We start from the raw sequence: 11,593 nt of genomic DNA, 5'->3' as shown, positions 1-11,593 counted from the left end.
TCTCAGTGGGAGCACGAATGTCCGTATTCTCGCTCGATCCGGTACAGACCGCCTGGTGCGCGCGGCTGCGCTCCCTGGCGGAGGAACGACTCCGTCCGCTCGCGGAGAAGGGCGAACCGGGCCGCGTCAACCGCCCCTTGGTCCGTGAACTCGGAGAACTGGGTCTGCTGGAACGCCTGTTCACGGCCGGAGCGCTCGAACTGTGCCTGCTGCGCGAGTCCCTGGCGTACGGCTGCACGGAGGCGGAGACCGCCCTCGCACTCCAAGGGCTCGGCACCTCACCGCTCGTCCGGGCGGGTACCGACGCGCAGCGCGACCGCTGGCTCCCCGAGGTCGTCGCGGGCCGGGCCGTCGCCGCCTTCGCGCTCAGCGAGCCGGAGGCCGGCTCCGACGCCGCCGCCCTCGCCCTGAAAGCGGTGCCCGACGGCCGCGGCTGGCGGCTCAGCGGCGAGAAGCGGTGGATCTCCAACGCCCCGGAGGCCGACTTCTACACCGTCTTCGCCCGTACCACCGAAGGGGCGGGCGCCCGCGGCGTCACCGCGTTCCTCGTCCCCGCCGACCGCCCCGGCCTCGCAGGCAGTGCGCTGGAGATGCTCTCCCCGCACCCGATCGGCGCGCTCACCTTCGACGACGTACCCGTCACGGCCGACGACCTGCTCGGCGAGCCGGACCGCGGCTTCCGTGTCGCCATGAGCACCCTCAACCTCTTCCGTCCCAGCGTCGGCGCGTTCGCCGTCGGCATGGCGCAGGCGGCCCTCGACGCGACCCTCGCCCACACCGCCGCCCGACGGGCGTTCGGCGGCCCGCTGAGCGACCTCCAGTCCGTCGCCCACACCGTCGCCGAGATGGCCACCCGGACCGAGGCCGCCCGGCTGCTCGTCCACGCCGCCGCGTCCGCGTACGACGCGGGGGCCGCCGACGTGCCCAAGCGGGCGGCGATGGCCAAGCTGCTCGCGACGGAGACAGCCCAGTACGTCGTGGACTCCGCGGTCCAGCTGCACGGCGCCCGCGCCCTCCAGCGGGGCCATCTCCTCGAGCACCTCTACCGCGAGGTCCGCGCCCCCCGGATCTACGAGGGCGCCACCGAGGTGCAGCGCACGATCATCGCCAAGGAGCTCTACGCCGAGGAGGCCCGCGCATGACCCTGTCCCGCCACAACCCGGCCGAGCTCTCCCCGCCCACCGGCTTCTCCCACGCCGTCACCGCCACCGGGAGCCGTCTGGTCTTCCTGGCCGGCCAGACCGCGCTGGACACGGACGGCAAGGTCGTCGGCGACACGCTCCCCGAGCAGTTCGAGACGGCCCTGTCGAACCTCCTCACCGCGCTCGCCGCGGCCGGCGGCACCCCGCACGACCTCGCCCGGGTCACCGTCTACGCGACCGACGTCGCCGACTACCGGGTCCATGCCCGCGAACTGGGCCGCGTCTGGCGGCGCCTGGCGGGACGTGACTACCCGGCCATGGCCGTCGTCGGGGTCGTACGGCTGTGGGACGAGCAGTGCCTGGTCGAGGTGGACGGGGTGGCGGTGCTGCCCTGAGCCGGGCGGTCCGGGCCTCTTGATCGACTGGTGAGGCTTCACCCGACAGGCTTAACGTCGAACAGTGGACGGCCCCGTTCACACCCCGCGCCCGGGGGACCCCTCACGAGGCACGATGCGCCATGACGACTCCGCAGCCGACCTCCTCCGTCACGACCGCCGCCCCCGATCGCGGTGGCGGAAACGGAATGGCACTGTTCGTCATCGCGTCCTGCCAGCTGATGGTGGTCCTCGACATCACCATCGTGAACATCGCGCTGCCGCACATCCAGAGCTCCCTGGACTTCTCCACCACCAGCCTGTCCTGGGTGGTCAACGCCTACACGCTCACCTTCGGCGGTCTGCTGCTGCTCGGCGGCCGGGTCGGTGACATCCTCGGCAGGCGGCGCGTCTTCATCTTCGGTGTGCTGCTCTTCGTGCTGGCGTCCCTGCTCGGCGGACTCGCGCAGAACTCCGGCCAGCTGCTCGCCGCCCGGGCCCTCCAGGGCGTCGGCGGCGCGATCGCCTCGCCGACCTCGCTCGCGCTGATCACCACCACGTTCACCGAGGGCCCGGCACGCAACCGGGCGTTCGGCGTGTTCGCGGCCGTGTCCGCGGGCGGCGGCGCCATCGGTCTGCTCGCCGGCGGCATGCTCGTCGAATGGCTCGACTGGCGCTGGGTGCTGTTCGTCAACGTGCCGATCGGACTGCTCATCGCGCTCGCCACGCCCCGCTGGATCAAGGAGTCGGAGCGCCACCCCGGCCACTTCGACTTCGCCGGTGCGCTGACCTCCACGCTCGGCATGGTGGCACTGGTCTACGGGTTCATCCGCGCCGCGCAGGAGGGCTGGGGCGACGCGTGGACGCTCGCGTCGTTCGCCGCGGCCGTCGTGCTGCTCGGCGCGTTCCTCGCCATCGAAAGGCGCTCGAAACAGCCGATCACGCCGCTGCACATGTTCGCCGACCGCAACAGGGCGGGCACGTACGGCATGATGCTGGCGCTCGCCGCCGCCATGTTCGGCATGTTCTTCTTCCTGACCCTGTTCGTCCAGAACGTGCTGGGCTTCGGGCCCCTGCGCGCCGGCCTGGCCTTCCTCCCGGTCAGCGCGGTCATCACCATCGGCGCCGGCCTGGCCTCGCAACTGCTGCCGAAGTACGGCCCCAAACCCTTCATGGTGACGGGCGCCGTACTGGCCGCCGCCGGACTGGCATGGCTGACGCTGACCGACATCCACTCCACCTACGCGGGCAGCATCCTCGGGCCGATGCTGGTGTTCAGCCTGGGCATGGGTATGCAGTTCGTCTCGCTGACGCTGATGGCGCTCTCCAACGTGCCGGTGCACGAGTCCGGCGCGGCGTCCGGGCTGCTGAACGCCACTCAGCAGGTGGGCGGTTCGCTCGGCCTGTCGATCCTGGTCACGGTCTTCGGCACGGCGAGCACCAACGAGGCGAAGGACCTGATCCCGCGGTTCATGGCGGAGGCGCCCCCGGCCGAGCGGCTCGCCTTCCAGCGCACCGGCGAACTCCCGCCGCCGTGGGGAGACCAGGTGCTGACCGCGGGCGTCTCCGCGGCGTTCATCATGGCGGCGGTCTTCGCGGTGCTGGCGGCGCTGATCGCGCTGCTGGCCATCCAGGTCCGCCCGTCCGACCTGGAACGGCTCAAGGGCGGAGTCACGCCCGGTCCGGGTACCTGATGCCCGGCGCCGCCTCGACGCAGGGAAGTCGGCCCGTATCAGGAGATATTGCCCATTGACCCGTGGACCTTATAGGCGTTCCATGGACATAAAGGACACATAAGGCTGCTGGTAGGAGGCGGCGTCCACCATGACCACCCACGCAGACATCGAGCAACACCCGGACCTGGCCGAGATGCGTTCCCGCTTCGAGCGGGCGACGACCACTCCGCGCGCCCAGGCCGTGGAGACCCTGGGCCTTGTCACCGGTCTCTTCCTGGCGGCATCCCCATGGATCGTCGGCTTCAGCGGACTGACCAACCTGGCCGTGAGCAACCTGATCACCGGTATCGCCTTCGCCCTGTGCATGGGCGGTTTCAGCTCCGCGTACGAGCGCACCCACGCCATGGCGTGGGCGGCATGCGCCATCGGCGCATGGACGATCATTTCCCCATGGGTCGTCGCCGGAGAGATGGACACGACCCGCAGCGTCGTCAGCAACGTCATCGTCGGTGCGGTCGCACTGATCTGCGGCCTGGCCATGGCCGCTGCGGCAGGCGGACGCGGTGGCAGCGGCGGCGGCGGCCGCAGGCGCGGCCCCGGCTGACAGCCACCGCTTGTCACGGTGAAGGGTCCCGGCGGACAAGGAACCGGGGCCCTTCGCCCTGCCGGGGGCCGCCAGGCGCGGGGCGTACGACGCCCCCGCTCGGCCCCTCAGGAGGCGAGGAATTCCAGGAGCGCCTGGTTGAACCGGTCCGCGTGCGTCACGTTCAGCCCGTGGGGAGCGCCCTCGATCAGCACCAGGCGGCTGTCGACGAGGCTCTCGTGCGTGCGCCTGCCGCTGACCTCGAAGGGGACGATGGCGTCGGAGTCCCCGTGGACGACCAGGGTCGGCACGTCCACCGCGGCGAGGTCGTCGCGGAAGTCGGTGCGCGCGAACGCCGCGATGCAGTCGAGCGTGCCCTTGGGGGAGGCCACGGCGGCGAGGCCGACGTTGTAGGCGTGCTGCGCCGCACTGACCAGGTCGGTGCGCTCGCCGACCCGGAAGAAGTCGGTGACGAACCCGTCGATGAAGGCCGGCCGGTCCTCGAGGACAGCCACCTCGAAGCGGCTGATCGTGGCGTCGTCCAGGCCTCCTTCGGGGTTGTGCGCGGACCGGTAGAGATACGGCGGTACGGCGGCCGCCAGCACGGCCTGCCTGACCCGCCCGGTCCCGTAGATGCTGATGTAGCGGACCACCTCCCCACCGCCCATGGAGAAGCCGACCAGCGTCACATCGGTGAGGTCGAGATGGACGAGAAGGGCGCCGAGGTCGTCCGCGAGGGTGTCGTATTCATAGCCGTCCCACGGCTGCGACGACTGCCCGAATCCACGGCGGTCATAGGTGATGACGCGATAACCGGACTCCACCAGCGGCGCCAGCTGCTTCTCCCACGAGCGGCTGCTCAGCGGCCAGCCGTGGACGAGTACGACCGGTCTTCCGCTGCCGAAGTCCTCGTAGTGGAGTTCGACGGTGGCGTCTTTACCGGTGTTCAGTTCGATCCTCGGCATCAGTGCGGCATCCCTTCGCTGAACAGGCGGATCGTCCTGGCCGCCGTTCCCGCGGCATAAGATCCGCCGCACGACGGCGAGGAGTGCGAACGCATTCCACGACATCATTCCGGCATGTCGAACCGGTGTCCGGCGAGCTTGTCCGAATGGGTGAAGATCTCTGCCCGGCGTGGTCCGCGGGCCGGATTCCGAAAGATTTCCAACAGTTTCCGGCCGCCCCCGGGCGCGGATTCGGCAAGCAATCGGGCGGATTCCGCGGGCGCCGGTACGCGCGCTCTGTGACGCGCTTCGCAGGGGTGGCACCATGGCCGCACGCACAAGGCGCGGCCGTCACTCGTTTCCTGGGGGATCGATGAACACCAGGCTCCCGCTTCCGTTCCGGCTCGTCGCCGTGACGGTCATGACCGTATGGGCACTCGTCGGCTGCACGGGCTCCGGCGGGCCGGCCGGAGCGTCGGAACCGCCGTCCTCCCGGACCGCGACGTCCTCGCCCCCTCAGTCCGCGCCCGCGCCCGACCCGCCGGCCACCACCGCGCCGGGCACGCCCTCGGCGACCGCGTCCTCGCCGGCAAGCAGCTCGCCGTTGCCCGGTTTCTCGGACCTCCAGCCGCTGTGGCCCTTCACGACACTCACCCAGGCCCGCGAGTGGGAGCGTGCCTTCCGCTCCGGCGGCCACCAGCCCTGGCACCTGGACCCGGAGCAGACCGCCCTCTCCTTCACCCGGCACTACCTGGGCTTCGAGGCCGTCGACCGGGTCACCTCACGGGCCGTCGAGGGCAGGGAGGCCCGGATCGGCGTCGGCCTGAGCGGTGCGGAGAGCACGGGAACCGCGGCCGTCATCCACCTGGTGCGCTTCGGTACCGGTCCGGACGCCCCGTGGGAGGTGGTCGGCACCGACGACACGACGTTCTCGATGACCACGCCCGCCTACGGCTCCGTGGCGCGGTCCCCGATGACGGTCGGTGGCCGGATCACCGGCGTGGACGAGAGCGTCCGCGTGGACGTGCGCCAGCCGTCGTCGCGGGACCTGCTCGGCACCTCGTGCTGCATGTCGGCGGGCGGCAACAGCCAACCGTGGAGGTCGACCGTCTCCTTCACCGGCGCCGCCGACCCGGTGCTGACGGTCGTCGCGTCCACCGGCGGACACATCGCGGAGGTCGAACGCTTCACGGTCACGGCGGTCCGCACCCGCTGACCCGGGGGCGGGCTGCCCGCCCCCGGCCTTCGTGCTGCTCAGGAGAGCCAGTCGGCGTAGCGGGTGGGCGCGAGGTGGGCGTCCTTGTCGGTGAGGACGTCACCCTTGACGGTGCCGAACATGCCGGCGGCGGGGTCGGTGACGACGGTGCGGCCGTCGGCGTGGTGGGCCAGGGTGATCCGGCCCAGCTCGTCCAGGGCGAAGATCTCGGGGCCGGCGATGTTGTGCACGCCCTGCAGCGGGGCGCCCGCGGCGACCTCCGCCACCGCGCGGGCCACGTCCTTGGAGGCGATCGGCTGGATCGGCGTGGCGGGCAGCCGGACGGTGTCGCCGTCGGCGGTCCAGGACATGACCGCGTCGATGAACTCCATGAACTGGGTCGCGCGGACGATCGAGTAGGGGATCGGTCCGGCCTTGAGGATGTCCTCCTGGAGCACCTTGGCCCGGTAGTAGTCGAGCTCGGGCACCTGGTCCACCCCGACGATCGACAGGATGACGAAGTGACGGACGCCGCCCTTCTCCGCCGCGGCCAGAAGGTTCTCCATCGAGGTCCTGAAGAAGGCCGGGGAGGCTTCGTCGAAGGTCGGTGAGTTGGTGAGGTTGACGACGACGTCCGCCCCCGCCACCGCCTCGTCCAGTCCCTGGCCGCTGATGACATCGACCCCGGTGGACAGTGCGTGCGGCACCGCTTCGTGGCCGGCGGCGTTCAGATGGTCGACGACCTGGGACCCGATGAGCCCGGTACCGCCGATGACCGCGAACTTCATGACATGCCCTTCGTCGTGGGATATGTCCGCAATATGGCATACGTCCCCGCGTGCGGGCCGCATCCAGCTAACTCGGACACGTTCTGTCCGAGACTATACTTGGACATGTCTTGTCCGAGTCAAGCGCGTCGTTAGAGTGACCGAGTGAAGATGTCCGGCGGAGTCGAGTGGGCCCTGCATTGCTGCGTCGTGCTCACATCGGTCGAGGAGCCCGTCCCGGCGACCCGGCTGGCGGAGCTGCACGACGTCTCGGCGAGCTATCTGGCCAAGCAGCTGCAGGCCCTGTCGCGCGCGGGGCTCGTGCGTTCGGTGCAGGGCAAGGCGGGCGGGTACGTGCTCACCAGGGAACCCGCCTCGATCACCGTGCTCGACGTGGTCGAGGCGGTCGACGGTCCCGGCCAGGCCTTCACCTGCACGGAGATCCGCCAGAGGGGCCCGCTGGCCACCCCGGCCGAGTCGTGCACGGCGCCCTGCGCGATCGCCCGCGCGATGGCCGGGGCGGACGCGGCATGGCGAGCGGCACTGCGCGCCGTCTCGATCGCTGATCTGGTCCAGGGTGTCGGATCGGACTACGGCCCCGGCGCGCTGGCCGGCATCAAGCAATGGCTGACCGCGTCGGACGCATGAGGACCCGGACCTAAGAGCGCGCCCCTTTCCGAGCCGCAGGCGCGCGGGCCGGAAAGGGGCGCGTCGGTTTTCGCCGTCCGGACGTGAACAACCGGCCGGCCTAGGCGGAGAACTCCGTCGAGGTCGGCTGGCGTGACGCCGCCATCGCGTCCTGGGCGTTCCTCAACGGGCGCAGCCGGTAGGTGTAGGAGTAGTCCTTGTCGGCGAACAGTTTGTACTCGTCGTGCGTGTGCGCGCCCCAGCTGTCGTCACCACCCACACCTGTCTGCCGGTGGCTGAGCCGCAGTACGACCTCGTCCCGCCGGGTCAGCTGGTAGTCGTGGCGGGCGCCGACCGACAGGTCCTCCGGGGTGAAGTGCGAGGCGTTGACCTCGAGCAGCGGCTCGCCGGAGGCGAGCAGCCCCTTGCCGCTGCCGTCCGTCAGCGCCACCCACCGCACGTCCGTCCTGTTGCCGTTCTCCTGCGGGCGGATGTAGGGCGTCCACTGTGCGGAGACGGTGCCGGAGTACAGGCCCACGTCGGTGCCGTTGTTGCGGTCCCAGTGGTTCTCCTCGGGCCCGCGGCCGTAGTAGCGCAGGTGCTCCAGCCGCCCGGGCAGGAACAGCATGGTGCCGACCTCCGGGATGTACGGGAGATCCGCCGAGCCCGGGTGCAGGGTGTTGTCGACCTTGATCTCGCCGTTGCCGAAGACCGTGTAGGTCGTGGTGTAGGTGGACTCCGTCGAGGTGGGCAGGGTTCCGCCGACCGTGATCTCGACGGCACGGTCGCCCAGCACGCGCACCTGGACGTCCGTCACCTTCCGGTCGCTCCCGGCGTAACGCCAGGTGCCGTTCCGGCGCGGCTGGCCGTTGCCGATGTCGTTGTCGGTCGGGGCCCGCCAGAAGTTCGGTGCCGGGCCCGAGGTGATCAGCCGGTCGCCGCCCGCCTCGTAGGAGGTGATGACGCCGCTGCCCTTGTCGACGGTGACGGAGAAGTCCTCGCCGGTCACTGTCACGGAGCTGTCGCCGTCGTCGTGACGGAGCACCGGCACGGAGTCCAGGGGCCGGGGCGCGACGGCCGGGCTGCCGGCGTCGACGGCCAGCTGGTGCCGGGCCACCTCGAAGCCGGCCTCGGCCCACTTGGTGGGCTCCTTGGTGGTGAACGACAGCTGGAGGAAGTACTCCGCGCCCGGCGCCGGGTCGTCCGGGAGCCTGAAGGGGACGGTGATCTCCTTGCCGGTCAGCGGCGCGATGGCGAGCTGGGCGCGGGTCAGCCTGCCGCTCTGCACCGTCTCACCGTCGGCGACCAGAGCCCAGCGGCCGTCGAACTCACGGAGGTCGGTGAACAGGTACTCGTCCGAGACGGTGATCCGCCCGGCGGCCGTGTCGCCGGCCGTCACGTCGATCGCCTGGTGGACCCGCTTGATCTCCGCGGCCTTGCCGGTGTGGCGGCGGTCGGCGGTGACGATGCCGTCGGCGACGAAGTTGCCGTCGTTGGGGCTGTCGCCCCAGTCGCCGCCGTAGGCGAGGAACGTCGGCTCGGAGGGCCGGCGTTCCGTGAGGCCGACGGTGGCGGCGTCGAACCAGAACCGCACACCGTCGTCGCCGGGACCGCGGGAGGCGGAGGAGAGTTCGGCCGCGGTCAGGGCGCGGGCGTAGACGCGCGCCCGCCGGACGGTGCCGCTGAACTCCCGGGTCCAGTTCTCCGCGTCGGTGGCGAGCGAGAGCGGCGCGGTGTTGCTGTCGGGCCGCCCGGTGGTGGTCCTGGTGGCCCGGGCTTCGCCGTCGACGTAGAGGGTCAGCGTGCCCGCCGCCGCGTCGAAGACCCCCGCGATGTGGTGCTCGGTGCCGGTCCAGTCCTGCGGCAGCGCCCAGCTCGCGGTGATCCACCGGCCGCCGGAGTGGATGAAGAACTCCAGACTGCGGTCGGTCTGCTTCAGCGCGTACTGGGTGTCGCCCTTGGCCAGAATGGGCTGGTGACGACCGCTCACCTTCTGCGTGACCCAGGCCTCCAGTGTCAGCGAGCCGGTGATGTCGAGGCCGGCGGCGCGTTCGAAGACGGTGCCCCCGAAGACGCCCTTGTCGCGGTCGAAGGTGCCGCTGGGGGCGAGGATCTCGCCGCTCAGCCTCCCGGGCCCGGTCTCGGTGAACAGCTTGCGCGTCGGCGTGGGCCAGCGCAGGGACTGGTCGGCGAAGTCCCAGATCCAGCCGCCCTGCAGCACGTCGTGGCGGCGGATGATGTCCCAGTACTTCTTGAAGTTGCCGTTGGAGTTGCCCATCGCGTGGGAGTACTCGATCAGGACGAACGGCCGGGTGTCGGTGGTGTCCTCGGCGCGCTGCTCGACCTGCGCCGGCCTGGTGTACATCTCCGAGCGGATGTCGCTGATCCCCGGCCGGTCGTCGCCCTCGTACTGGATGACCCGGGTGGGGTCGTAGGAGCGGATCCAGTCGTGCATGGCGACGAAGGCGGAGCCCGCGCCGGCCTCGTTGCCGAGGGACCAGATGACGGCGGAGGCGTGGTTCTTGTCGCGGTGGACCATGTTCCTGGCGCGGGCCACGCACGCCTCGGTCCAGTCGGGACGGTTGCCGGGGTAGTCGCCGCGGATGCCGTGGGTCTCGAGGTTGGTCTCGTCCACGATGTACAGGCCGTACTCGTCGGCCAGCTCCAGCCACAGCGGGTTGTTGGGATAGTGCGAGGTGCGCACGGTGTTCATGTTCAGCCGCTTGATGACCTCGATGTCCTTGACCATGTCCGCGCGGGTCAGCGACATGCCCCGGTCGGGGTGCATCTCGTGCCGGTTGGTGCCGCGCAGGGAGACGGGCCTGCCGTTGATGCGCATCAGCCCGTCCTTCAGGGCGAACTCCCGGAAACCGACCCGGTGCGAGAGGGTCTCGGTCACCTTGCCCGCGGGATCCCGTAGCCGCAGGACGGCGGTGTAGAGGTTCGGGTGCTCGGCGGACCACAGTTTCGGTTCCGGCACGGCCTTGGTGGCCCGCACGGTCACGTCCTCCCCGGCCGGGGCGTTGGTCAGGTCGGCGGACTGCAGCAGCGGGCGGGACCAGACGGGGTGCCCGTCCGCGTCGTAGAGCTGGGTCTCGACGGTGTACGTCCCCTTCCCGGTGGCCCTGCCGTCGCCGTAGGCGCGCACGGAGGCGGTGACGGACAGTTCGGCGGCCGTCCAGCCGTCGCTGAGCGGGGTGTCGAGTTTGAAGTCCCGCAGGTGGACGGTGGGCGTGGAGAAGAGATGGACCGAGCGGAAGATCCCGCTCAGCCGGATCATGTCCTGGTCCTCCATCCAGTCACCGTCGGAGAAGCGGTACACCTCCACCGCGATCTGGTTCCGGCCGGGCCTGAGATGCCGGGTGATGTCGTACTCGGCGGAGGTGAAGGAGTCCTCGCGGTAGCCCACCGGCTCGCCGTTGATCCACACGTAGTGGGCGGACTTCACCCCCTCGAAGTGCAGGAACACCTGTCGGCCCGCCCACTGCCGCGGGACGGTGAATGTGCGGCGGTACTGGCCCACGGGGTTGTAGCGGCTCGGCGCGAAGGGCGGCTGCGCTTCCTCTCCCAGGCCGTTGGCGCCCCACCAGGGGTAGGTGATGTTGGTGTAGATCGGGAAGTCGTAGCCGTGCAGCTGCCAGCAGGACGGCACCGGGAGCGTGTCCCAGGAGCGGTCGTCGAGGTCGGTGCGGTGGAAGTCGGGGTCGCGGTCGTCGGGGCGGTCGGCGTAGGCGAATCTCCACGTCCCGTCGAGGTCGAGCCGCCACGGCGAGCGGGTCCGGTCACCGGCGAGGGCCTGCTCGACGTCCGCGTACGGCATGAGCGTGGTGTGCGCGGGCTCGGAACCGACGTCGAAGACGGCGATGTTGTTGTTCCACTCCGGATAGCCGTTGGCCGGCGGTTCCCAGGCGGCGGGTGCGGCGCCGGCGTGTGCGACGGAGCCGGCGGGGAGGGCGGCGGGGAGGGCGGAGAGCGCGAGCGCGCCGAAGCCCGCGGCTCCGCCTTCCAGAAGCCGTCGGCGGCTGACGCCATGGGGAGGGCGGGCGGGCTGCTCGGGGCGGGACGAGTGCTGCATGAAGGGGACCCCTGTCGCTGACCTGTCGCTGACCGTGCTGCGTTCTGGTCGTTCGATATTTCGTCAGGCGTTCGAAATCGTGGGGGACGGTAGTGACGCGAGGGGGGTGTGTCAACGGTCCCGAGGGCAGCATGTCCTGTTCCCGGCGGGGGTGTTGACGAGGGCTCACGGGAGCGACATTCTTCGGCGGGTCAGCGAAATACCGCACAA

At 70.6% G+C, this 11,593-nt stretch carries 9 protein-coding genes; 6 read left to right on the top strand and 3 right to left on the bottom strand.

Annotated features, from left to right (window positions below; all coding sequences use genetic code 11):
* Positions 1 to 17 precede the first annotated feature (17 nt).
* The 4 genes from SPRI_RS08965 (at position 18) to SPRI_RS08950 (ending at position 3,796) form a co-directional block, all read left to right on the top strand.
* Positions 18 to 1,142, top strand: a complete 1,125-nt coding sequence (locus SPRI_RS08965) for an acyl-CoA dehydrogenase family protein (RefSeq protein WP_005310583.1) — start codon at positions 18 to 20, stop codon at positions 1,140 to 1,142.
* Positions 1,139 to 1,537, top strand: a complete 399-nt coding sequence (locus SPRI_RS08960; protein WP_005310582.1) for a RidA family protein — start codon at positions 1,139 to 1,141, stop codon at positions 1,535 to 1,537. The genes SPRI_RS08965 and SPRI_RS08960 overlap by 4 nt, the downstream gene beginning before the upstream one ends.
* A 188-nt stretch (positions 1,538 to 1,725) precedes the next feature.
* Positions 1,726 to 3,210, top strand: a complete 1,485-nt coding sequence (locus SPRI_RS08955) for an MFS transporter (protein WP_037773514.1) — start codon at positions 1,726 to 1,728, stop codon at positions 3,208 to 3,210.
* Positions 3,211 to 3,340: 130 nt separating this feature from the next.
* On the top strand, positions 3,341 to 3,796 hold the full coding sequence (locus SPRI_RS08950; protein WP_005310576.1) for an SPW repeat protein: 456 nt from the start codon (positions 3,341 to 3,343) through the stop codon (positions 3,794 to 3,796).
* A gap of 107 nt (positions 3,797 to 3,903) precedes the next feature.
* Here the strand turns inward: SPRI_RS08950 and SPRI_RS08945 are convergent, their stop codons facing one another.
* Entirely contained in the window at positions 3,904 to 4,740 is an 837-nt protein-coding gene (locus tag SPRI_RS08945) for an alpha/beta fold hydrolase (RefSeq protein WP_005310575.1), read from the bottom strand.
* A 352-nt stretch (positions 4,741 to 5,092) separates the two neighbouring features.
* Here SPRI_RS08945 and SPRI_RS08940 point away from each other — a divergent pair, with 352 nt between their 5' ends.
* The gene (locus SPRI_RS08940) at positions 5,093 to 5,935 is read left to right on the top strand and encodes a hypothetical protein (RefSeq protein WP_037773513.1); all 843 of its coding nucleotides are present in this window, start codon (positions 5,093 to 5,095) and stop codon (positions 5,933 to 5,935) included.
* Positions 5,936 to 5,973: 38 nt separating this feature from the next.
* On the opposite strand, the gene SPRI_RS08935 is transcribed toward SPRI_RS08940, so the two are convergent.
* Positions 5,974 to 6,702 (bottom strand): SDR family oxidoreductase, encoded by a 729-nt coding sequence (locus tag SPRI_RS08935; RefSeq protein WP_005310571.1) that lies wholly within the window; start codon positions 6,700 to 6,702, stop codon positions 5,974 to 5,976.
* A gap of 150 nt (positions 6,703 to 6,852) precedes the next feature.
* Between SPRI_RS08935 and SPRI_RS08930 the strand changes: the two genes are divergently transcribed.
* Positions 6,853 to 7,329 (top strand): RrF2 family transcriptional regulator, encoded by a 477-nt coding sequence (locus tag SPRI_RS08930; protein WP_037773511.1) that lies wholly within the window; start codon positions 6,853 to 6,855, stop codon positions 7,327 to 7,329.
* 100 nt (positions 7,330 to 7,429) lie between these two features.
* Here the strand turns inward: SPRI_RS08930 and SPRI_RS08925 are convergent, their stop codons facing one another.
* Positions 7,430 to 11,383: a glycoside hydrolase family 2 TIM barrel-domain containing protein gene (locus SPRI_RS08925; protein WP_005310567.1), complete on the bottom strand. Its 3,954-nt coding sequence runs from the start codon at positions 11,381 to 11,383 to the stop codon at positions 7,430 to 7,432.
* Positions 11,384 to 11,593: the final 210 nt, after the last annotated feature.

It is taken from the genome of Streptomyces pristinaespiralis, assembly GCF_001278075.1.
Taxonomy (GTDB): Bacteria; Actinomycetota; Actinomycetes; order Streptomycetales; family Streptomycetaceae; genus Streptomyces; species Streptomyces pristinaespiralis.
The sequence above is the reverse complement of the archived record's forward strand: the minus strand, read 5'-3'. Positions and strand labels throughout refer to the sequence as shown.

Excerpts from the sequence above, each read along its gene's own strand:
- SPRI_RS08945 (WP_005310575.1), bottom strand. The coding sequence starts at position 4,740 with ATGCCGAGGATCGAACTGAACACCGGTAAAGACGCCACCGTCGAACTC.
- SPRI_RS08965 (WP_005310583.1), top strand. The coding sequence starts at position 18 with ATGTCCGTATTCTCGCTCGATCCGGTACAGACCGCCTGGTGCGCGCGG.
- SPRI_RS08940 (WP_037773513.1), top strand. The coding sequence starts at position 5,093 with ATGAACACCAGGCTCCCGCTTCCGTTCCGGCTCGTCGCCGTGACGGTC.
- SPRI_RS08950 (WP_005310576.1), top strand. The coding sequence starts at position 3,341 with ATGACCACCCACGCAGACATCGAGCAACACCCGGACCTGGCCGAGATG.
- SPRI_RS08955 (WP_037773514.1), top strand. The coding sequence starts at position 1,726 with ATGGCACTGTTCGTCATCGCGTCCTGCCAGCTGATGGTGGTCCTCGAC.
- SPRI_RS08925 (WP_005310567.1), bottom strand. The coding sequence starts at position 11,383 with ATGCAGCACTCGTCCCGCCCCGAGCAGCCCGCCCGCCCTCCCCATGGC.
- SPRI_RS08935 (WP_005310571.1), bottom strand. The coding sequence starts at position 6,702 with ATGAAGTTCGCGGTCATCGGCGGTACCGGGCTCATCGGGTCCCAGGTC.
- SPRI_RS08960 (WP_005310582.1), top strand. The coding sequence starts at position 1,139 with ATGACCCTGTCCCGCCACAACCCGGCCGAGCTCTCCCCGCCCACCGGC.
- SPRI_RS08930 (WP_037773511.1), top strand. The coding sequence starts at position 6,853 with ATGTCCGGCGGAGTCGAGTGGGCCCTGCATTGCTGCGTCGTGCTCACA.